Origin of the sequence: Pedobacter sp. AJM (genome assembly GCF_002197755.1) — a bacterium.
Classification (GTDB): domain Bacteria; phylum Bacteroidota; class Bacteroidia; order Sphingobacteriales; family Sphingobacteriaceae; genus Pedobacter.
The window spans coordinates 182,265-203,302 of record NZ_NHOT01000006.1 but is presented as its reverse complement, the minus strand read 5'-3'; the positions used below and the strand labels follow the sequence as shown (position 1 = coordinate 203,302).

At 37.3% G+C, this 21,038-nt stretch carries 21 protein-coding genes; 12 read left to right on the top strand and 9 right to left on the bottom strand.

What is annotated here, in order from left to right; genetic code table 11:
* The first annotated feature begins 161 nt into the window (after window positions 1–161).
* The 7 genes from rpmB to CBW18_RS14260 all read left to right on the top strand — a co-directional run bounded on the left by rpmB (window position 162) and on the right by CBW18_RS14260 (window position 4,403).
* Window positions 162–395 carry a 50S ribosomal protein L28 gene (gene rpmB / locus CBW18_RS14290; RefSeq protein ID WP_025145121.1) on the top strand — a complete coding sequence of 78 codons (234 nt, stop codon included), beginning with the start codon at window positions 162–164 and terminating at the stop codon, window positions 393–395.
* 42 nt (window positions 396–437) lie between these two features.
* A complete protein-coding gene (gene rpmG / locus CBW18_RS14285; protein ID WP_010599807.1) occupies window positions 438–620 on the top strand; it encodes a 50S ribosomal protein L33 in 183 nt (60 codons plus the stop codon).
* A gap of 84 nt (window positions 621–704) precedes the next feature.
* Entirely contained in the window at window positions 705–860 is a 156-nt protein-coding gene (locus tag CBW18_RS14280) for a DUF4295 domain-containing protein (protein WP_088301992.1), read from the top strand.
* An 81-nt stretch (window positions 861–941) separates the two neighbouring features.
* Window positions 942–1,904 carry a signal recognition particle-docking protein FtsY gene (ftsY, locus tag CBW18_RS14275; RefSeq protein ID WP_088301991.1) on the top strand — a complete coding sequence of 321 codons (963 nt, stop codon included), beginning with the start codon at window positions 942–944 and terminating at the stop codon, window positions 1,902–1,904.
* An 85-nt stretch (window positions 1,905–1,989) separates the two neighbouring features.
* On the top strand, window positions 1,990–2,364 hold the full coding sequence (locus CBW18_RS14270; protein ID WP_088301990.1) for a GxxExxY protein: 375 nt from the start codon (window positions 1,990–1,992) through the stop codon (window positions 2,362–2,364).
* A gap of 80 nt (window positions 2,365–2,444) precedes the next feature.
* Entirely contained in the window at window positions 2,445–3,776 is a 1,332-nt protein-coding gene (gene rimO / locus CBW18_RS14265) for a 30S ribosomal protein S12 methylthiotransferase RimO (RefSeq protein WP_088301989.1), read from the top strand.
* Between the two features lie 120 nt (window positions 3,777–3,896).
* On the top strand, window positions 3,897–4,403 hold the full coding sequence (locus CBW18_RS14260) for a hypothetical protein (RefSeq protein WP_088301988.1): 507 nt from the start codon (window positions 3,897–3,899) through the stop codon (window positions 4,401–4,403).
* Between the two features lie 56 nt (window positions 4,404–4,459).
* On the opposite strand, the gene CBW18_RS14255 is transcribed toward CBW18_RS14260, so the two are convergent.
* The 4 genes from CBW18_RS14255 to CBW18_RS14240 form a co-directional block, all read right to left on the bottom strand.
* Window positions 4,460–4,801 (bottom strand): hypothetical protein, encoded by a 342-nt coding sequence (locus CBW18_RS14255; protein ID WP_088301987.1) that lies wholly within the window; start codon window positions 4,799–4,801, stop codon window positions 4,460–4,462.
* A 201-nt stretch (window positions 4,802–5,002) separates the two neighbouring features.
* Window positions 5,003–6,001 (bottom strand): NAD(P)H-dependent glycerol-3-phosphate dehydrogenase, encoded by a 999-nt coding sequence (locus tag CBW18_RS14250; protein WP_253249045.1) that lies wholly within the window; start codon window positions 5,999–6,001, stop codon window positions 5,003–5,005.
* A 117-nt stretch (window positions 6,002–6,118) separates the two neighbouring features.
* Window positions 6,119–7,453 (bottom strand): efflux RND transporter periplasmic adaptor subunit, encoded by a 1,335-nt coding sequence (locus tag CBW18_RS14245; protein ID WP_088301986.1) that lies wholly within the window; start codon window positions 7,451–7,453, stop codon window positions 6,119–6,121.
* Window positions 7,454–7,482: 29 nt separating this feature from the next.
* A complete protein-coding gene (locus CBW18_RS14240; RefSeq protein WP_088301985.1) occupies window positions 7,483–8,841 on the bottom strand; it encodes a TolC family protein in 1,359 nt (452 codons plus the stop codon).
* A 74-nt stretch (window positions 8,842–8,915) separates the two neighbouring features.
* On the opposite strand from CBW18_RS14240, the gene CBW18_RS14235 reads away from it, so the two are divergent.
* Both CBW18_RS14235 and CBW18_RS14230 read left to right on the top strand, forming a co-directional pair.
* Entirely contained in the window at window positions 8,916–9,551 is a 636-nt protein-coding gene (locus CBW18_RS14235; RefSeq protein ID WP_088301984.1) for a polysaccharide deacetylase family protein, read from the top strand.
* Window positions 9,552–9,900: 349 nt separating this feature from the next.
* Window positions 9,901–12,180, top strand: a complete 2,280-nt coding sequence (locus CBW18_RS14230; protein WP_088301983.1) for an aconitate hydratase — start codon at window positions 9,901–9,903, stop codon at window positions 12,178–12,180.
* Between the two features lie 343 nt (window positions 12,181–12,523).
* On the opposite strand, the gene CBW18_RS14225 is transcribed toward CBW18_RS14230, so the two are convergent.
* The 3 genes from CBW18_RS14225 to CBW18_RS14215 all read right to left on the bottom strand — a co-directional run bounded on the left by CBW18_RS14225 (window position 12,524) and on the right by CBW18_RS14215 (window position 16,577).
* Window positions 12,524–12,955, bottom strand: coding sequence for a putative signal transducing protein (locus tag CBW18_RS14225; RefSeq protein WP_088301982.1), 432 nt, complete (start codon window positions 12,953–12,955; stop codon window positions 12,524–12,526).
* A gap of 334 nt (window positions 12,956–13,289) precedes the next feature.
* Window positions 13,290–14,627: a GH1 family beta-glucosidase gene (locus CBW18_RS14220; RefSeq protein ID WP_088301981.1), complete on the bottom strand. Its 1,338-nt coding sequence runs from the start codon at window positions 14,625–14,627 to the stop codon at window positions 13,290–13,292.
* Window positions 14,628–14,762: 135 nt separating this feature from the next.
* Window positions 14,763–16,577 carry a DNA mismatch repair protein MutS gene (locus tag CBW18_RS14215; RefSeq protein ID WP_088301980.1) on the bottom strand — a complete coding sequence of 605 codons (1,815 nt, stop codon included), beginning with the start codon at window positions 16,575–16,577 and terminating at the stop codon, window positions 14,763–14,765.
* Window positions 16,578–16,620: 43 nt separating this feature from the next.
* Between CBW18_RS14215 and rlmH the strand changes: the two genes are divergently transcribed.
* Complete coding sequence (gene rlmH / locus CBW18_RS14210) at window positions 16,621–17,094, top strand: 23S rRNA (pseudouridine(1915)-N(3))-methyltransferase RlmH (protein ID WP_088301979.1); 474 nt, start codon at window positions 16,621–16,623, stop codon at window positions 17,092–17,094.
* Between the two features lie 259 nt (window positions 17,095–17,353).
* Here rlmH and CBW18_RS14205 read toward each other — a convergent pair whose 3' ends face one another.
* Both CBW18_RS14205 and CBW18_RS14200 read right to left on the bottom strand, forming a co-directional pair.
* Entirely contained in the window at window positions 17,354–17,896 is a 543-nt protein-coding gene (locus tag CBW18_RS14205) for a DUF5606 domain-containing protein (protein WP_088301978.1), read from the bottom strand.
* A gap of 72 nt (window positions 17,897–17,968) precedes the next feature.
* Window positions 17,969–18,427, bottom strand: a complete 459-nt coding sequence (locus CBW18_RS14200; protein ID WP_088301977.1) for a peptidylprolyl isomerase — start codon at window positions 18,425–18,427, stop codon at window positions 17,969–17,971.
* A 230-nt stretch (window positions 18,428–18,657) separates the two neighbouring features.
* On the opposite strand from CBW18_RS14200, the gene CBW18_RS14195 reads away from it, so the two are divergent.
* Together CBW18_RS14195 and CBW18_RS14190 are read left to right on the top strand one after the other, a co-directional pair.
* Window positions 18,658–19,839 carry an asparagine synthetase B gene (locus CBW18_RS14195; protein ID WP_088302022.1) on the top strand — a complete coding sequence of 394 codons (1,182 nt, stop codon included), beginning with the start codon at window positions 18,658–18,660 and terminating at the stop codon, window positions 19,837–19,839.
* A gap of 261 nt (window positions 19,840–20,100) precedes the next feature.
* Entirely contained in the window at window positions 20,101–20,847 is a 747-nt protein-coding gene (locus tag CBW18_RS14190; RefSeq protein WP_088301976.1) for an outer membrane beta-barrel protein, read from the top strand.
* Window positions 20,848–21,038: the final 191 nt, after the last annotated feature.

Sequence of the window (21,038 nt, the reverse complement as noted above, 5' to 3'; positions counted from 1 at the left end):
AAGGAGAAATATTCAAAGATGATTAAAATGAATCTTGCACCATATTTAAAAAATATATGAAAATATTTACAGGCTCTCTTGCGCTTTTCATTTATTATTCAGATATTTGCACACTCTTAAAAAAATTAAGCGGACGATATTAACAACTATATTTACAAGTCATGTCAAGAGTTTGTGATTTAACAGGAAAAAAAGCAATGGTAGGTAACAACGTTTCTCACTCAAACGTTAAAACCAAACGCAAATTTTACCCGAACCTTCAACTTCAGAAATTTTATATTCCTGAAGAAAACCGTTGGATTACGTTGAAAGTTTCAACTTCAGCGATCAAAACCATTAATAAAGTGGGTATCAGCGAAGCCATTAACCGTTTCGTTAAAAAAGGATTTTTGTAAAAACATTAACTGTTGAGATTAACAGTTTAAATTTATATTATAATGGCAAAAAAAGGTAACAGAGTTCAGGTTATTTTAGAATGTACTGAACATAAAGAAAGTGGCATGCCAGGTATGTCTAGATATATTTCTACCAAAAACCGTAAAAACACGACCGAGCGTTTAGAATTGAAAAAATTCAATCCGGTATTGAGAAAAGTAACCGTACATAAAGAGATAAAATAATTGGATGATAGATTGATTCAATGATTGAGTTAAAAATTCTTTCATTTCAACATTCTATAATTCGATCATTAAAATTATAAAAACATGGCAAAGAAAGTAGTTGCAACCCTTAAAACAGGTACAGGTAAAGAATATTCGAAAGTAATTACAATGGTTAAATCACCAAAAACAGGTGCTTATTCATTTAAAGAACTTATCGTTCATAACGACCACGTAAAAGATGCTGTTGCATCTAAATAAGGTTAGTATTTTAATATTGAACATATTAAAGGCCGTTCCGTTTTAACCGGAAGGGCTTTTTTTGTTATATAAAATTTAGATATGGGCTTATTTGATTTTTTCAAGAAGAAAGAGACTGCGCCTGAAGCTCAGGAAGCTTTAGAGAAGGGTTTAGAGAAAACAAAAGATGGTTTCTTTAATAAAATTACCAAAGCTGTTGCCGGTAAATCTACTGTTGATGATGAAGTACTGGATAACCTGGAGGAAGTTTTAGTCACTTCTGATGTGGGCGTAAAAACCACTTTAAAGATTATCTCACGTATTGAGGGCCGTGTATCAAAAGATAAATACCTCAATACTTCTGAATTGAATTACATCCTTCGCGATGAAATCCAATTGCTTTTATCAGAAAACAACAGCAATGATTTCCGCCAGTTTGAATATGGCGACCACAAGCCTTATGTCATTATGGTCGTGGGTGTAAATGGCGTAGGAAAAACCACAACGATTGGTAAGCTGGCGCATAAACTGAAAGAATCGGGCTTAAAAGTTGTTTTAGGTGCGGCTGATACTTTTAGGGCGGCAGCTGTAGATCAGATTAAACTCTGGGGTGAACGTGTAGGTGTTCGGGTAGTGGCGCAAGCCATGGGCTCTGATCCTGCTTCTGTTGCTTTTGACACGTTGCAATCAGCCGTAGCTGCTGGTGAAGATGTCGTAATTATCGATACAGCCGGCCGTTTACATAATAAAGTTGGCCTGATGAATGAGCTGGGTAAAATTAAGCAGGTGATGCAAAAAGTGGTACCCAATGCCCCACATGAGATTTTATTGGTGCTGGATGCCTCTACCGGACAAAATGCTTTTGAGCAATGCAAGCAGTTTACAGAAGCTACTGATGTAAATGCATTAGCCATTACAAAACTAGACGGAACGGCTAAAGGCGGCGTGGTAATTGGTATTTCTGATCAGTTTAAAATACCCGTTAAATACATTGGTGTGGGTGAAAAAATAGGAGATTTACAGCTTTTTGATAAAAAAGAGTTTGTGAATAGCTTGTTTAAATAACGCAATCTGTTGAGTACAAATATTTTTTACTTCGTGGTTGATTCCATAGATTACATGATTACACCGATTTTATGTAATTTCAATAATGGAAGCATATGAAAATCATGAACTTACAAGAATTATAATTGGCTGTTGTTATGAAGTTCATACTCAATTAGGACCAGGCTTTTTAGAGAGAATCTATGCAAATGCACTTAAAATAAAACTTCGCCAAGCCGGGCTCAGTTTTGAAGTTGAAAAGGAATTTGTAGTCATATTTGAAAATCAGATGATTGGTAAATTTCGATGTGATTTAGTAGTTGAAAACAAAGTGATAGTAGAGCTTAAATCCATAACAGGATTTCAACCAAAATTATTCCAGCATCAGGTTATTTCCTATTTAAAGGCCAGTAAAATTAAAACTGGATTATTGATTAACTTTGGAAACATAAGTTGCGAAGTTAAAAGGATATCGGTTTAATCTCTTAAATACCACATCCGATCTGTGGAATCGTCAAATCTGTGACATCAAACCGTAGGTAAGACGTAATAAACAATAATATGAATACCAAAATTATAAAAAGTAAATCTGCTATAAAACAACCTAAAATCAATGTGATTACTTTGGGTTGCTCTAAAAATATTTACGATTCGGAAGTATTGATGGGACAGCTGCGTGGAAACAATTTAAATGTGGTGCACGAATCTGACAAAATGGGAAAAGATGATATCGTAGTCATTAATACATGTGGATTTATAGATAATGCCAAACAGGAATCAATTGATACCATTCTGCAGTTCAGCGAGCTGAAAGAAGCTGGCAAGATAGGAAAGGTTGTAGTTACAGGATGTTTATCTGAGCGTTACAAACCCGAACTAGAATCAGAAATCACCAATGTTGATGCCTTTTTCGGCACCAATGATTTGCAAAATATCTTACATGAACTAGGAGCGAATTACAAACATGAACTGATTGGTGAACGTTTGCTTACCACCCCTTCTCATTTCGCCTATTTTAAAATTGCCGAAGGCTGTAACCGTCCGTGTTCATTTTGTGCCATCCCGCTGATGCGCGGAAAGCACATGAGTAAACCCATGGAAGAATTGGTTAACGAAGCCAAAATCCTGGCCAAAAATGGCACAAAAGAGTTAATTTTAATTGCGCAGGACCTCACCTATTATGGGCTTGATTTATATGGCGTTCGCAAATTAGATGAACTGATGCGCCGCCTTTCTGACGTTCCCGGAATTGAATGGATCCGTTTGCAATATGCCTATCCGAGTGGTTTCCCAATGGAAATTTTAGATGCCATGAATGAGCGTGATAACATTTGTAATTACCTCGACATGCCGTTGCAGCACATTACGGATAACATGTTAAAATCCATGCGCCGTGGGACCACGAAACAGAAAACCATCGACCTGGTAAACCAGATCAGAGATAAGGTGCCGAATATAGCCATGCGTACAACATTGATTTGTGGTTATCCCGGTGAAACACAGCATGATTTTGAAGAAATGGCTGCTTGGGTGGCAGAAACTAAATTTGATCGCTTAGGTTGTTTCACGTATTCGCATGAAGAAAAAACACATGCACATACGCTGATTGACAATGTACCTGATGAGGTAAAGCAACAACGTGTTGATGACATTATGGAAATTCAGCAAGGCATTTCATTTGAGATCAACCAGGAAAAAGTTGGTCAGACATTTAAAGTATTGGTTGACAAAAAAGAAGGCGACTTCTTTGTGGGAAGAACAGAGTTTGATTCTCCAGAAGTAGACAATGAAGTTTTAATAGATGCTGCAACAGGTTATGCCGCAAACGGAAGTTTCGTTCAGGTTAAAATAGACCGTGCCGAAGATTTCGATTTGTATGGCACAATCGTTTAAGATAATTACCTTTACATTAATCCCGATAGCAATTACTCCTATCGGGATTTTTTTTGCTGTTATTTTTTCTCTGAACTGTAGCGGTATCCCTAACACAGTCGTTTAAAGAAAAAAACAATTATGAAAAAAATCTTTATCGTTCTCGCAGTCATGCTTGTCGTTGGCATTGCTTGTAAAAAAACAATTGATCCGGGTGGAGGTGCATGTGCCTGCTCCCCTACCGAAGAACCATCTTACTTAAGTTTATCTATAAAAGGAAATAATGGTTCAGATTTGTTAAATGCAGCAAATGTTGGTGCATTTAGTAAAGATCAAATACAACTTTATTATAAGGACAATCAAGGTGTTTCGCAGTCAATAGAATTTACCATCAGGCAATCTTTCTCTCGTGGAACCACGGTATATGCATTTAACCAATTATTTTCCACCCAAATTACGTCACTTGCTAAAAATATCAATCACACATTTTTCCTGAAACTTGGCGATCGCCAGCCGTTAGCGCTTAACCTGAAGATGAATGGAAACAAAACAGAGCAATTGTTAATAAATCAGGTAGCAGTACCTCTGGAAACAATGGTACCAAATGACGATTTCTACATCAAAAGTATATTTTCGCTAAAATTATAAAGCAAAAAAGCAGCTCATTATGAATGAGCTGCTTTCCTTACTAAATTTGCCTGACCCTATTTTTTAGATTGTGGTCTGTTTTTGATCTGGCTAGCTTTTAACCAGATTTTTGCACCTTTAGCATTAACATAATACTTTTCGTTTTTCGAATTGATGTATACATCAGAACCATCAGGTGCCATCTTACCTTTCCAGGTTTTATCTGCAACCTTTGAACCACCTTTAACAGCAACTTCAGCCGTTTTATTGCCTACAGATTTTGCACCTTTTTCAATAGCTTTACCGGTATGATCTAATGCTTTTCCTACTTCTGTTTTTTTCTCTTGTGCACCAGCACTGAAGGTTAATCCACCAACTAATGCAAGCGCTAATAATCCGATTGAAAATTTCTTTTTCATGGCCTTTATATTTATTTCAGATGATAACAGCCGTTGATTAATTTTGTTTTAATTTACAGGCAACCAAAATGTTAAATAATTTTACATTTTCATTCCAGGGTTAAAAACCAGATTAATAAATTGAAGGTAATACCATCAAAGAATGGTAAGCGGTGCAATAAACGTGGTGTAGTACATCTTTTCCATCACCGCAACAAATGATTAATTTAATTTTTCAGCCAGTAACTTCATCTCCACCTGCGGTGAACGGTTACCGTATAAAATATTATGAACGGCCTTGCTGATTGGCATATCTACATCATATGACTGATTTTTAATATGCATGCATTTAACGGCATAATAGCCCTCCGCAATCATATTCATTTCAAGCTGTGCCGATTTAACGGTATAGCCCTTGCCTACCATATTGCCAAAAGTACGGTTACGACTGAACTGAGAGTAAGCCGTAACCAGTAAATCGCCCAGATAGGCAGATTCCATAATATCTCTGTCGATTGGATGCACTGCATCAACAAAACGCTTAATTTCACGGATGGCATTGCTGATTAATACGGCCTGGAAATTATCACCATAACCAATACCATGGCAAATACCGCTGGCCACCGCATAAATATTTTTTAATACTGCAGCGTATTCGGTACCGAAAATATCATCTGATACATTGGTTTTGATATAACGGGTATTTAAAAACGCCGCAAATGTAGCAGCCTTTTCCACATCCGTGCAGGCAATGGTCAGGTAAGAAAGCTTTTCGAAAGCCACTTCCTCTGCATGGCAGGGACCACTGACCACTAAAATATTTTCATAAGGCACCTGATAAACTTCGTGCAAAAACTCACCGATGATCAGGTTATCCTCCGGTACGATTCCTTTTATCGCCGAAATAATTTTTTTCCCTTTTAAATCTTCCGGAGTGATGCCTTTTAAACTTTCCTTTAAAAAAGCAGCAGGAACATTCAAGATGACAAAATCTGCTGACTGGATGATACAGGCAATATCTGAAGAAATCTGATGTTCAGGCAATTTAATTTCTACAGAACTAAGGTAATGAGGATTGTGCTTGAACTTTTTAATGTGTTCTATCGCCACTTCATTACGCATCCACCAATAAATTTCCTTCTCAGATAAATTATCAGATAGCATTTTCACAATAGCCGTAGCCCAGCTACCGCCTCCTATCATTGCTATTTTAGGTACCATTCTATAAAAAAGATTTAAGGTAAAAGGTGTAAGCTTTAGGATATAGACCATTGCCTTAAATCCTAAACCTTACACCTTAAACAACGCAAGTTACTATTTCTTGCGATTAATTATCATCTACTTTTTACCGTCTTTGCTAAACAATTGGTCTTTAGCTGTTTTTTCTACGATCATTCCATCCTTTAATTTATTTTGAATGGCAGAATATGGTCCGGTTACAATTTCTTGTCCGGCTTTAAGACCAGATTTAACAATAATAAACTGATCGTTTTGGATACCAGTGGTTACTTCAGCTTTTTTAACCTTTTTGGTTTTAGCATCGTAAGTGTATACAAACTGCTTAACCTTTTTATCTGTTAATTTAGATTTTTGTTTATCTGCACTTTCCTGATTCCCTTGGTTTTGATCGGCATTTTTACCGCTTTCAGTAAATACGGCCTGAATCGGAATGGCTAAACCATTCACTGAAGCACTTTCGATATCTACTGTAGCTGACATCCCGGGACGGAAAATAGATTGCTGTTTGCCTTCCATAACCTCAGTAATCCTGATTTTAACTGAAAAGTTGGTTACCTGATCTACAGAAGTGCCGGTGGTCGTACCAACAGCGGTTGATGAACTGGCAATTTCAGTAACGATTCCCCTGAATTTTTTATCAGAAAATGCGTCAACTTCTATTGCAGCCTTATCACCCACCTTAACGCGGGTAATATCATTTTCATTCACATCCACATTCACTTCCATGGAAGATAAATTTGATATGCGCATAATTTCGGTACCGGCCATTTGAGAAGTACCTAAAATACGGTCGCCTAATTCGATGGAAAGTTTAGAAACTACCCCGTCTGCCGGCGCATAAATTGTTGTTCTGGCTAAGTTCGCTCCTGCTTCTTTCACATTTGCACCAGTTTGCTCCAGTGTAAATTTGGCACCGGTTACACTTTCTTTAGCACTGGCTAATGTTGCTTTAGCGGTTAAATATGCTGCTTTGGCCGAATCAAATTCAGAAGCAGAAATTACCTTTTTCTGAAACAGTTCAACATTACGTTTATAGGTGGCTTCCGCATTAACAAAGTTAGCCTGATTTTGAATCAGCTGTTGTTGTGCAGCCGCTACACTTGCTTTTTGTGCATTAAATGTTGCCACGCTTCTTTCATAACCTGACTGTAAGATATCCGGACGAACCTTACAAAGCAGCTGGCCTGCCTTTACAATATCACCTTCCTTAACCTTCAATTCTACTACTTCTCCTGAAACCTCAGAGCTGAGTTTAACTTCGGTTTCGGGTTGAATTTTACCACTTGCGGTTACTGTTTCCACAACATTTTTTGTGTTTGCTTTTTCAGTAGTTACTTTCTCAGTTTTATCTCCGCCAATCACGCCCGCCAGTTTTAATCCGATAAGAATGGCAATGATCACACCAATGGTAATGAGTATATGTTTCAGTTTCATAATTGTTAATGTGTTTCCTTTGTGGTTATTTAAAATGTTATCTGTTTCCCTAAGTAATAATCAATCACTTTGGCTCTGAATAAAAGATCATATTTAGCCTGAATAAAATCTATTTCCGCTTTATTTCTATTCGTCTGGGCTGTACTGTAATCCAATGAATTTACCAGGCCAACATTGTAACGTTGCTCAACTACATAAAATGCATCTTTTTGAGCATCAAAAGCATTTTGTGTAGAACTGTACCTGCTTTCGGCTGCTTTTAAATCCGTTGTGGCCTGAAAGATTACCTTATTTAAATTGTTCTTTGCAAGCTGCTCTGAAGTTAATGTATTCTGATAAGTTATTTTCGCCCTCCGGACATTTGAGCGGGCAGTAAATCCATTAAAAATAGGAATCTGTAAACTCATCCCAATACTTTGTCCTAAACGTTGATTAATCTGATCTGCAAATGATGACTGCGGAAATGCTCCGGAATAATCAAACTGGTACGAATAAGAAGTATTAAGTCCGGCACCCAGACTTAATGAAGGCGCATAAGCACCTTTTGCAACTGCAATTGCTTGTTTAGCTGCCAGTGAACGTAAATTTGCCAGTTTTATATCCGGAAAAATGTTCAAGGCATTATTGTAAATTTCTTCAGCATTAGCTGCTGAAGAAACTGCTTTAACATTATCAATTAATGGCGCCTGCACAACAAATCGCTGGTTGGGTTGCATTTCCATAAGTTGTCCCAGCGTTAAATAAGAAATTGACAACGCATTTTGAGCATTTGTTAAATTAAGCTCCGCAGTGGCCGCCTGAGATTTAGCCTGAGATACATCAGCAAGTGTTTTATTTCCCGCATCAAGTAAAGCATTTTCCCTGATTAAAGTTTTATTGGCTATATCCAGTTGTTCTTTTGATGCCCTTTCCAAGTCAGCATTATATAAAACCTGAAGGTAGGCCGTAACCACACTTAAAATTAAATCATTTTTAATCTTGTCTACATTGGTTTGATCAGCTTGTAATAACAATTTATTTTGTCTGATCTGATTAATTTTAGAAAAGCCTTGAAACAAATTAACATTAGAACTCAAATTACCGCTTGTATATAAGGATGTTTGATTGGTCACCTGAAAAGTGGTTTGATCCAAACCACGTCCGAATGTTAAATTTGGACTCACACTTGCGCTTAAGGTCGGATACAGTGCGTATTTAGATTGCGTTAAATTTTCATCAGTAATTGCAGCATTAAACTGCGCCTGCTTAATAGTAAGATTATTTTTCAAGGTATTATCAACCGCTTGCTGTATGGTAATGACTTCCTGTGCTTTAAGCGTTTGGCCAAAACCTAGCGCAACTAACAATACAGAACCGGTAAAAAACTTTGTTTGGGTAAACATCTTCATAATTTGTTTTCAAATCTATATAAACAACTCTAATAATTTAAATCTGTACAGGCATTTACTAACTTTGAAATTAAATGTACCTGATCAAATCACCGCTTCTGCTAAAATGGTATTATCCATCTTTGTTGTGGAATAAATCCCGCACCGAAAAAGTTATTTATTTGACCTTTGACGATGGACCTATACCCAATGTTACAGAATTTGTATTAAAAACTTTAAAAGCCTTTAATGCAAAAGCTACTTTTTTTTGCATTGGCGATAATATTGTAAAGCATCCTGAAATTTACGCTAAAGTTATAAAGGACAGTCATGCCATCGGAAACCATACTTTTAACCATTTAAAAGGCTGGAAAACCGATGATGAAACCTATCTCCAAAACACTTTAAAATGCCAGCAACTTACCCAAACCAACCTTTTCAGACCACCTTACGGAAGAATAAAGAAAAGTCAGATTGCGAGTCTTCAGTCCTTAGTCCAAAGCCCAAAGTCAGACTCCAAACTGAACATCGTCATGTGGGATGTACTCAGTGGTGACTTCGATATTAAACTTTCTCCTGAAAAATGCTATCAAAATGTAATTAAACATACCGAGAACGGCTCCATCATTGTTTTTCATGATAGCTTAAAGGCTTTTGACAGATTGGAATATGCATTACCACGGGTTTTAAAATATTTTACGGATAAAGGTTTCACTTTTTCAACGCTTTAGCTTTTAGCGATTGCTATGCCAATAAAATTAATCTGATTACAGGTGCGTTGGGCACACATTCCTTTCCTATTTAAAACTTAAAGCGTCCATAATTGAACAACTATGTTCGTTAGCGGACAATTGTTTTTACGGATATTAATCAATACCATGATTAAGTATATTTTAGCAAACGTTATACTAAAAAGTATAAACATTTATAGAAACTTCAATACTTATAACCACCTGAGCATATTTTATTTAGAACATTTCCAAATAATACAATGATCTAAGGATGACCCGAAGAGGTGCTTTTTTTTTGTAAATTCGCAGCTATTAGAATAGAAGTATTACCTTTTAACCAATAAAATCGATGGCTTTTGATATAGACATGATTAAAAAGGTGTATGCAAACTTTGGAAGCCGTGTTGATGCGGCCCGTAAAATTGTTGGCAGACCTTTAACATTATCAGAAAAAATATTGTATGCTCACCTTTGGGATGGCGATCCTAAAAAAGCATTTTCACGCGGAACTGATTATGTAGATTTCGCACCAGACCGCGTTGCGATGCAAGATGCAACCGCTCAAATGGCGCTTTTGCAATTTATGCAGGCGGGCCGTCCACAAGTGGCTGTTCCCTCTACCGTTCACTGCGATCACTTAATTACCGCAAAAGAAGGTGCTTCAATTGATTTGCCTCACGCCAGAACAGAAAGTGCTGAAGTTTTTGATTTCTTATCATCTGTATCAAATAAATATGGTATCGGCTTCTGGAAACCCGGAGCGGGTATTATTCACCAGGTCGTTTTAGAAAATTATGCATTCCCTGGTGGAATGATGATTGGAACCGACTCACACACCGTGAATGCCGGTGGTTTAGGTATGGTTGCTATTGGTGTTGGTGGTGCTGATGCTTGTGATGTAATGGCTGGTTTACCTTGGGAACTTAAATTTCCAAAGTTAATTGGAGTTAAACTAACAGGTAAATTAAATGGCTGGACTGCTGCTAAAGACGTTATCCTGAAAGTGGCTGGTATCTTAACTGTAAAAGGTGGTACGGGTGCAATAGTAGAATATTTCGGTGATGGTGCCACATCAATGAGTTGTACAGGTAAAGGTACCATCTGTAACATGGGTGCTGAAATTGGCGCAACAACTTCAACCTTTGGTTACGATGAAAGCATGGAGCGTTATTTACGTGCTACAAACAGAAATGAAGTTGCTGATGAGGCAAACAAAATCGCAGCATATTTAACTGGAGACAGCGAAGTTTATGCTAATCCTGAAAATTATTTCGATCAGGTTATTGAAATTAATCTTGATGAGTTAGAGCCTTATCTAAATGGTCCTTTTACACCAGATTTAGCTACTCCTGTTTCTCAGATGAAAGTGGAGGCAGAGAAAAATGGCTGGCCTTTAAAAGTAGAATGGGGATTGATTGGTTCTTGTACCAACTCTTCTTATGAAGATTTATCAAGAGCAGCATCTATCGCTAACCAGGCTATTGAAAAAGGATTGGTAACCAAAGCTGATTTTGGTATTAATCCTGGATCTGAGCAGGTTCGTTATACCGCAGACCGTGATGGTTTCTTAAAAACATTTGAAGATTTAAACGCAACTATCTTTACCAATGCCTGTGGACCATGTATCGGTATGTGGGACAGAACAGGTTCAGAAAAAGCTGAAAAAAATACAATCGTACATTCGTTTAACAGAAACTTTGCTAAACGTGCTGATGGTAATCCAAATACTTTCGCTTTTGTAGCCTCACCAGAAATGGTTGCTGCAATTGCTATTGCAGGCGATTTAGGCTTTAATCCATTAACGGATACGTTAACAAATGATAAAGGCGAACAGATCAAATTAGATCCACCTACAGGTGACGAATTGCCGACAAAAGGTTTCGCGGTAGAGGATGCAGGTTATCAGGCACCAGCTGCCGATGGTTCTGCTGTGGAAGTTTTGGTTTCTCCAACGTCTCACCGTTTGCAACTGTTAGATCCATTTACACCTTGGGAAGGCACCGATTTAAAAGGTTTGAATCTTTTAATTAAAGCTAAAGGAAAATGTACAACGGATCATATTTCTATGGCGGGCCCATGGTTAAAATTCCGTGGTCACTTAGATAATATCTCTAACAACATGTTAATTGGAGCAGTGAACTACTTCAATGATAAGACCGATAATGTTAAAAATAATTTAACAGGCGAATACGGTCCTGTTCCGGCTACACAACGTGATTATAAAGCGGCGGGTATCGGTTCAATCGTAGTTGGTGATGAAAATTATGGTGAAGGTTCATCTCGTGAACACGCAGCTATGGAACCTCGTCATTTAGGTGTTCGTGCTGTACTGGTAAAATCTTTTGCCCGTATTCATGAAACTAACCTTAAAAAACAAGGGATGTTGGGCTTAACTTTCGCAGATAAAGATGATTATGATAAAATCCTGGAAGATGATAAAATCGACATCTTAGGCTTAACAGAGTTTGCACCTGATAAACCATTAACATTGGTGTTACACCATGCAGATGGCACTGAAGAGTCATTCCCGGTTAATCACAGTTATAATGCACAACAAATCGACTGGTTTAAAGCTGGTGGAGCATTAAACATTATCAGGGCAGAAGCTGCTGCTAAAGCCGCGCTTTAATTCAGTCTAAAGTCTTCAGTCAATAGCCTGGAGTCTATCATAATAAAATCCCGTTTTGAGTAAAATCAGAACGGGATTTTTATTTTGGTTAAAGCACTAAAGTTGATGTTTAATCTTTTAGATCTGCTGGAAAATAATATACAACCATTCCTAATCCTATATCTGCGATTATCACCCCAAAATCTGCGGGAAAACATATATACCATCCTACATCTGCGCTTATCACCCTAATCAGCGGGAAAATAATGTACATCCCTTCCTATTTCCTATTCTTCAAAAATTCTTCTAACAGATTTAAATAACTAAAATCGAAAATCAACACAAATCTTTACTGATGACGGCCTTATTTAAACTCATAGCCGCAGTCATAACAGTGGTAGCATTTCTTCGCGAAGAATGGAAGAACTAAAAATATTAGAGACAATACTTTTACCCATGAACTGTGCTTATCTTGTGTTGCCATCCCATAGCTCACATTTAGTGAACCACATTTTTCACAGGCTATACCAGCCGTTTCTTCGGGCGTATATTCACTAAACTCTTGCTGATCGAGTACCGGATATTCGACAGCAAGCAATTCATTTATCGTCATGACGTCTTTTTCAAATACAATCAGCTTTACTCCTCCAATTGCCTGATTATAAAGCGGATTAAGCGTTGCAACATTTTCATCTGCAAGAAAACAAGCAAAACCACTATCTTCCAATCTGGATTTAATAATATTGGCTTCCATTGGATTATAATATGTGCTATGCACTATAGTTTTATCGCTCATGGTGTTAAAATAATGATTATTTGGGAATTAAAAAATTTATATGCGGAAAAATAATGTATAACACTTTATAATGCTATACCTTTCAATCTGCGTTTATCACTCCAAATCTGCGGGAAAATAATGTACAACCATACCTAATGCTATAACCCCTTCAATCTGCGCTCATCATCTCCAAATCTGCGGGAAAATAATGTACAACCATACCTAATGCTATAACCCCTTCAATCTGCGCTCATCATCTCCAAATCTGCGGGAAAACAATTTACATCCATACCTAACGCTATAACCCCTTCAATCTACATTGATCATCCCCAAATCACCAGAAAAACCCAACCTAATTCCTTAAAAACTCCTGCCACCAATAACCCGAATATTTAATTGTCCTCGCCAGTGTTTTAAAATCTGTGTGCACCAACCCGAACCGGGCATTAAAGCCTTCTGCCCATTCAAAGTTATCCATTAAAGTCCAGACCATGTAACCGGTAATATTGATTCCTTCTTTCTTTGCCTTTAGCAAGGCACTTAGATACAGTTCAAAATATTCGATCCGCTCGGCATCTACTATATTTCCATCTGTTAGCTTATCATGGTATGCAGCACCATTTTCACTAATCACCAAATTTTTAATATTAGGATAGGCAGCAAATTGCTTAATAATCCTATAAAAACTATCAGCATTAATCTCCCAACCCATTGCGGTATGCGGTTTCTTTCTGCTCTTCGCTTTAACTTCCCAGGCCTGAATCACAGGAATAAAAGCATTGTATTTTATAGTTAGAGGGAAGTAATTTTGCAAACCGATAAAGTCGAAATCAAACTTCATGCGTTCATTTAATCGCCAGGTGCCGTATTCAATTTGAAATTTCTCTAGTACATCCCAGTTTTCTGTCGGGAAACCTAAACCCTGAGCGGGTTCAACAAATAATCTGTTCATTAAACAATCTACCCGCTTGGCAGCCAGGAGATCATTATCGCTATGCGTATAAGGAATAATCTCAGAGCAGGAATAGGTTGTACCAATATTGGCATGTTGAATTTCAGCACGAAGAATCCTGCCCCCGTCTGCCTGTGCAATGGCGGTATGTAAAACAGCAGGAAAAAAATTACTTAATCCGGTTCTGCCAGGTGCATGGATTCCCAGCATGTAACCCAATGATGTGAATCCGAAGGGTTCATTTAACACCAGCCAGTTTTTAACTTTATCGCCATATTCTGATGCACAGCGGCTTACAAAAGCATTAAATGCGGCATTAATACTGAAACTTGTCCAGCCACCTTCATTTTCCAGTGCCTGTGGTAAATCCCAATGGTATAAGGTAATGCATGGCGTAATACCCAGGGTAAGACACTCGTCGATCAAATTATGATAAAATCTGATTCCTTGCTGATTAACTTCTCCTCTTCCTTCCGGTAAAATTCTGGGCCAGGAAATGGAAAACCTGAATACCTTAAAACCCAAAAGCTTAACAAGCTGAAGGTCCTCATGGTATTGATGGTAGAAGTCGCATGCCACATCCAGTTTATGTCCCTTTTTTATTTTTCCACTTCTGGCAGAAAAAGTATCCCAGATGGAAGGACCTTTGCCATACAGCTGTGCAGCACCCTCTATCTGTGCTGCTGCAGTAGCCACCCCCCATGAAAAATCATTACCGAAATCACTTGCTTTAATCATCTTATCAATTGATTGGGCGTAAGTTGCAAGTTTACTATTAAGAAATCATTAACAATTAAGATGGGATAAAGAATTTTAACCATTTTACAGCTAAATTATTCCCTTCATATTATGTCAGACGATTTTAGCTAAAAATTAAGTCAAGGTTAATCCAATTTCCTTCAGCAAAATTGCAGCATTAAAAGTAGCACAGGGACCCTCCTTCAATTTATAATCAAATTTCATCTCACCATTTGCAATTTGAATATCAAAATGAAAATTACGAAGTGTTTGTTCGTGATCATTTTTAAGATCAGCCAATTGCAGATCATGGGTAGCAAAAAGTGCAGGTGTGCCTTCTGCAATCAGTTTTTCTACAAAAACTTTCGATCCGAGGTATTTATCTCGACTATTGGTTCCCCGTAACATTTCATCAATTAACACGAAGGTATCTGGATCACGAACGACATGATCCAGAATCATCTTCAAACGATTGAGTTCTGCTTTGAAGGTAGAGGTGCTTTCATTCAGCGAATCTTTAATCCGCATGTAGGTATTGATCGAGAAAACGGAAAGACTCATTGATTGTGCACATACCGGTGCTCCTGCATAAGCCAATACCATGTTGATGCCCAGTGTACGGAGGAAAGTACTCTTTCCAGCCATATTGGAGCCTGTTATAATATCTACAGTAGGTTCTGCTTCTAATGAAAAGGAATTGGTTATTCTTATATTGAGTGAAATTAAAGGATGGCCAACCGCTATGGTACTTAAGGCAAAGGCATCTGTGATTTCAGGGAAAACCCATTCTGGCTCATTATGCGCTAAAGTAGCCAGAGAAATTAATTCTTCAAAATCACCTAAATGATTAAGTGCCGAAATCACATCATCAGATGAAGATTGATACCAATGATTCAGTTGAATGCAGCATTTAAGATCCCATAAAGACAGCGCATTGAGTACGGTGCCGACTACAACATTTAACCTGGTATCAAAACGCTGTATAATTTTAGACAGGCCTTTGATTTCCTGGCTAACGGGTATTTTCGAATGAAATAAAACCAGGATATAGGTACTGGTCCATTGATGGTTTTCCGTCCATAAAATGGCATCAGCATAACCATTCAGTAAATTAGAACTGCCCCCGAAGCTATAAAACGCCTTATTTATTTTTGAGTTTTGGAGCACGGTAATACCAATGTTAATGATCATATATATGGTAAGGACATTCCAAAAGGTACTGTTTAAAAATATTGCGGCTAAGAATATTATTCCGGAAATATAAGGCGTAATGGCAACATAATATTTCAAGATCTTCTTACGAATAAAACCCAGCTGTTCACCTAACTGAAATTTGAGCTGAATTTTAATCTGTTCAATTTTTTCCACATCGTGGCCATGCAGGTTAGCCCTGAAATCGAAAGTATCTTCAATTTTAGTCTGCATTTCTTTTACAGCCTCCTGTCTGTCTAGCATTTTGTTCCTGGATGTTTTTTCTGCTAAACTTTTAGCCAGCAGTTCTTTACCATTTTTAGTATAACACCTGTTTATCAAACCATAAAGTGATGCATTTCCAAAAACATCAAGATCAGAGGAATAGGGGTGAATCTCTGATTCAAACGATTTACCATCATCGTAACCATTAACCTTACCGTTTAAAATATTCCATTCATTTTGATAAACCCACAACAGTTCTTTTTGATATTCAATTTCACGATCCAGTTTACTTTGCTTTTTAACAATATAAGCGAATACCAGAACAGGCAATAAGAGTAAAATCTGAAGAAGTGTTCGCCAGCTATCGTCAGCAGAATTAAGAAGCAAAACGAAAAATAAAATTTCGATGAGAAAGAGTCCTATTCTAACCAGAGAGAGCTGATCTATCTGCTTTTTCGTGTGATCAATCCGATGGGTTACTTCACTAATTTTTTGGCTGTAACCAGATATTATTTGTGCTTGCGTTTTTAACATTATCTTTGAATCGCTGAAAATTCTAAAGATAGCAAAATATTAAATGAAGATTACCTTAATAGCCATTGGCAAAACGGAGGATAAGTATTTGATTGAAGGAATTGATAAATACATCAACCGCTTGAAGCATTATATTAATTTTAGCTTTTTAGCAATCCCTGATGTGAAGAATGTAAAAAACCTGAGTGAAGCGCAGCAAAAGGGTAAAGAGGCAGAGTTATTACACAAACAAATTAATAATGGCGATGTTGTTATTTTGCTGGATGAAAAGGGAAAAAAATATTCCTCTGTAGCCTTTTCAGAATATTTGAACAAACAGATGATTGGCAGTGTTCAACACTTAATTTTTATCATCGGCGGTCCATATGGTTTTGATGAGCGCATATACCAAAGGGCAAATGGATTGATTTCCTTATCCGACATGACCTTTTCACATCAAATGATTCGTTTATTTTTTGTGGAACAATTATACCGCGGATTCAGTATTCTAAAAAATGAACCTTATCATCATGCCTAAGATGAAAGATATGGGAAATGGTAGATGTAAAGGATGAAATTGATATGGATTTGCTTTTCATTAAGCATCATTAAATAAAAAAGATATGTTAGATAAATATAAACGCCAGTACCGGTTCAGAAGTAATCAAAGTGGAAACAGCAGAATGTTATGGATTAGTATTATCATTTCATTGGTAATTGTAGCAATCCTTTATTATTTCTTTTAAAAAAAACACCAGACAAATGGCCTGGTGTTTTCATCATATCCAAGTGAAAGACTAAACGCCTTTTTTGCTTGTCATACTTGCTTTTTTAGCTGGAGCAGAAGTTTTAGTAGTGGCTTTCGCGCTTGCCGAACCTTTAGTACTTGCAGCTTTCTGTTTTTTATCTGCAGCTACTTTTTCTTCAGCTAAGCTCACTTCCGCCGGAGAACCCGGAGTTTCAGGCGTATCTTCCGTAAATAATGGTAAATCTTTCAATAAGTTATACCAGGTAATGATTTTTTTCATATCCGAAGCATAAACTTTTTCCTGATCATGACCAGGGGCAACTTCTAAAAAATAAGCGCGTAAATCACCTTTTAAATCAGGAGTTGATCCCTTTTCAGAAATTTTAGTAAAAATATCTGCAAGTTTGATCTCTTCCTCTTCCCCATATACGGTAATATCTTCCAATGAAGCCAGTTTTGTATTGGTAATATTGGCTACCACTTTGGTTTTCTGGGCATCTAAACCCTCTAAAATATAACCTACTTTATTTTGTCCAACCAGTTTAAATAATCCTGGTCTGCCGGATACGGCAACAATTCCTCTTAAATTCATAATATATTTGTTAAGCGGTTAGCGGCTGGTGCATCGCGAAATAAACGCTTATCGCCAAACGCTCAACGCAATTTAATCTTCAATTATCTCAATTCCTACAATTTTGTCTCCCTGACGGATATCATCCACAAGATCAACATTTTCAATTGCTTTACCAAAAACGGTATGATTGCGGTCTAAATGTGCCGTATTGGCTCTGCTATGGCAGATAAAAAACTGAGAACCACCGGTATTGCGACCGGCATGAGCCATAGATAATACGCCACGGTCATGGTATTGATTTTCACCATCAAGCTCACAATCAATCTTGTAACCCGGACCACCAGTGCCTGGCATACCAGTAGCACCATCTTTGGAATTCGGACAGCCGGTTTGAACCATGAAATCAGGAATTACACGGTGGAAAGTCACACCATCATAAAAGCCTTCGTTGGCTAATTTTTTAAAGTTTGCAACTGCTTTAGGAGCATCTTGTTCAAAGAACTCAACAGTCATATTTCCTTTTTCGGTTTTTATTATTGCTTTACTCATATCAATTGGGTACTAATTTAAAATTTAACACGTTAAAAAACAGTTCATTTTTTAAGTAAAGGGCAAAAATAACAAAATTGTATCAATCCAATACCATTAAATTTTTCTAAACAGTTTAAATGCGTAATTTTAATAATTTAAACATCTGCATTTTGAGAAAAAAATATTATATCTGGATATTTTGTTTGTGCTGCACAATTGGTGCTCGGGCATCCTCCCTGTTAATTTATATGGATGAAGACCAGAAAAACCACCTGAAAGCCTATGGCATAGCATATTGGACCATCAGCAAGCAGGTAGAGGTAGATTGGCTTTTAAACTACCGTGGAGGCAGTTTCCTGATTAAATACAATAAAAACGTTGAAGATGAATTGAAGATCAGGGGTGTTTCTTACGAGGTAATGGCCGACAGCAAAGTGATTAACCTTTTAAATGAAATCAGCGATCCATCCGTAAATATGGAAATGGTTAAACTGGAAAAGACACCCAAAATTGCTGTATATTCCCCTAAAAGTAAACTGCCCTGGGATGATGCAGTAACGCTTGTGTTGACCTATGCTGAGATCCCTTACGAGGTTATTTACGATGATGATATCATTCAGGATAAATTAAGCAAGTATGACTGGCTCCATCTGCATCATGAAGATTTTACTGGTCAGTATGGCCGGTTCTGGTCTAACTTCAGGTATGCCAAATGGTATCAGGATGATGTTAAAAATCAGGAAGCCCTGGCCAAAAGATTAGGCTTCAAAAAGGTTTCGGAGATGAAACTTGCCGTTGCCAAACACATTAAGGAATATTGTGCCGGCGGCGGCTTTATGTTTGCCATGTGTTCCGGTACAGATAGTTTTGACATTGCCCTGGCAGCAGAAGGGGTAGATATTTGTGCCCAGATGTTTGATGGGGATGGTGTTGATCCAAATGCACAATCCAAACTCGACTTTAACAAAACACTGGCTTTTCAGAATTTCAAGTTGGACAATAACCCAATGAATTACGAATTTTCAGATATTGACGTTACGCAGTTCAGAACGCTGAACCAAAGTAATGATTATTTTACCTTATTTGATTTCTCGGCAAAATGGGATTTGGTACCAACCATGCTAACACAAAACCACGATAAGGTAATTAAAGGTTTTATGGGTCAGACCACTGCATTTAAAAAGAGCCTGGTTAAGCCTAGTGTAACCGTTTTAGGCGAAAATAAGGGTGCTGCAGAAGTGAGGTACCTTCATGGAGAAATCGGGAAAGGACAATTTACCTTTTATGGTGGCCACGATCCTGAAGATTATCAGCATGCCGTTGGCGACCCTCCTACTGACTTAAATCTACATCCAAATTCTGCAGGTTACCGTTTGATCTTGAATAACGTGCTTTTTCCGGCAGCGAAGAAAAAGCCACAGAAAACGTAATCAGCATCTAAAAAGAAAGAATAATACCTCCGATTTAATCATATTCCTGATTTGTATACACTTCACAAAGGTGTATTGAGTCCGTCCTGAGTTTATATTCCAATCTTAAATCAATGTAAAAAAGCACTGGCAAACAATGCTTTAGCACTGAAATCATCAAAGCATCATACTTTGGCACAGCTTTTGGAAAGAGGCATGTAATTAACAAAAGGTTTCGGCCTTGATTATTTTAAACATGATTTTTTATCTAAGAAAGATATTATGAAAAAGTTACTATTAAGTGCATCAGTGGTATTATTGGCAACGGGTGCTTTCGCGCAAACAACAACCATGACTGGCTCTGATGCTAGATTCGGAATTAAGGCAGGTGTTAACTTATCAAAGTTCCACATGGGCGGAGATAACGCTTTATCAAATGCATACAATGACAATGTAAAAAATAATGTTGGTTTTAATGTTACCGCATTTGCAGATTTTGGTGTGGCAAACAACTTTTTTATTCAGCCAGGCGTTTCCTTACAAAACAAGGGTGATAAGTTTGAATCAGTTAATTCAGCAACTGTAAATAACACGACTACAACTGTTACCACTACGGGAAAAAGAAATTTAATGGCAATTGAAGTTCCAATCAACGCAGTTTTTAGAATTCCTACTGGTACAGCTGGTGCAGTACAAATTAGTGCTGGTCCTTATGTAGGCTTCAACATTTCTGGTAAAAATAAAGGAGATATAACTACAACCGTTACAAACAATACGACTAATACAAGCTCATCGTCAACTGTAGCGAATGACACCGACTTATCTTTCGGTAGTGCAACAAACAAAAATTTTGCTAGTACAGATTTCGGTGCAAACTTTGGTTTAGCTTACCGTACCAATTCTGGATTCTTGGTTGGTGCAAACTATGGTTTAGGATTGTCAAACCTTATCCCTAAAGATTCAAGAGCGAATAACGATAACAAATTGACTAACCGCGTATTAGGTTTCTCAGTTGGTTATTCTTTCTAAGAAAGCGTAAAATTTCAAAAGCCGTTTTGATTCATTTCAAAACGGCTTTTTTGTTTAGAAATTTTAAAGTCCATTATTCGCTATAATATATTACGGCTGAATAACTCGCATTGACTACCTAATTCCTATAATATTTATCAAAGTTGACAAAGCTTATTTACTAAATCATATTCACTTCATGATTGTTCAAT

Coding starts and splice junctions, on each gene's coding strand:
- rpmB (WP_025145121.1), top strand. CDS start 162: ATGTCAAGAGTTTGTGATTTAACAGGAAAAAAAGCAATGGTAGGTAAC.
- rpmG (WP_010599807.1), top strand. CDS start 438: ATGGCAAAAAAAGGTAACAGAGTTCAGGTTATTTTAGAATGTACTGAA.
- CBW18_RS14280 (WP_088301992.1), top strand. CDS start 705: ATGGCAAAGAAAGTAGTTGCAACCCTTAAAACAGGTACAGGTAAAGAA.
- ftsY (WP_088301991.1), top strand. CDS start 942: ATGGGCTTATTTGATTTTTTCAAGAAGAAAGAGACTGCGCCTGAAGCT.
- CBW18_RS14270 (WP_088301990.1), top strand. CDS start 1,990: ATGGAAGCATATGAAAATCATGAACTTACAAGAATTATAATTGGCTGT.
- rimO (WP_088301989.1), top strand. CDS start 2,445: ATGAATACCAAAATTATAAAAAGTAAATCTGCTATAAAACAACCTAAA.
- CBW18_RS14260 (WP_088301988.1), top strand. CDS start 3,897: ATGAAAAAAATCTTTATCGTTCTCGCAGTCATGCTTGTCGTTGGCATT.
- CBW18_RS14255 (WP_088301987.1), bottom strand. CDS start 4,801: ATGAAAAAGAAATTTTCAATCGGATTATTAGCGCTTGCATTAGTTGGT.
- CBW18_RS14250 (WP_253249045.1), bottom strand. CDS start 6,001: ATGGTACCTAAAATAGCAATGATAGGAGGCGGTAGCTGGGCTACGGCT.
- CBW18_RS14245 (WP_088301986.1), bottom strand. CDS start 7,453: ATGAAACTGAAACATATACTCATTACCATTGGTGTGATCATTGCCATT.
- CBW18_RS14240 (WP_088301985.1), bottom strand. CDS start 8,841: ATGAAGATGTTTACCCAAACAAAGTTTTTTACCGGTTCTGTATTGTTA.
- CBW18_RS14235 (WP_088301984.1), top strand. CDS start 8,916: ATGTACCTGATCAAATCACCGCTTCTGCTAAAATGGTATTATCCATCT.
- CBW18_RS14230 (WP_088301983.1), top strand. CDS start 9,901: ATGGCTTTTGATATAGACATGATTAAAAAGGTGTATGCAAACTTTGGA.
- CBW18_RS14225 (WP_088301982.1), bottom strand. CDS start 12,955: ATGAGCGATAAAACTATAGTGCATAGCACATATTATAATCCAATGGAA.
- CBW18_RS14220 (WP_088301981.1), bottom strand. CDS start 14,627: ATGATTAAAGCAAGTGATTTCGGTAATGATTTTTCATGGGGGGTGGCT.
- CBW18_RS14215 (WP_088301980.1), bottom strand. CDS start 16,577: ATGTTAAAAACGCAAGCACAAATAATATCTGGTTACAGCCAAAAAATT.
- rlmH (WP_088301979.1), top strand. CDS start 16,621: ATGAAGATTACCTTAATAGCCATTGGCAAAACGGAGGATAAGTATTTG.
- CBW18_RS14205 (WP_088301978.1), bottom strand. CDS start 17,896: ATGAATTTAAGAGGAATTGTTGCCGTATCCGGCAGACCAGGATTATTT.
- CBW18_RS14200 (WP_088301977.1), bottom strand. CDS start 18,427: ATGAGTAAAGCAATAATAAAAACCGAAAAAGGAAATATGACTGTTGAG.
- CBW18_RS14195 (WP_088302022.1), top strand. CDS start 18,658: ATGGATGAAGACCAGAAAAACCACCTGAAAGCCTATGGCATAGCATAT.
- CBW18_RS14190 (WP_088301976.1), top strand. CDS start 20,101: ATGAAAAAGTTACTATTAAGTGCATCAGTGGTATTATTGGCAACGGGT.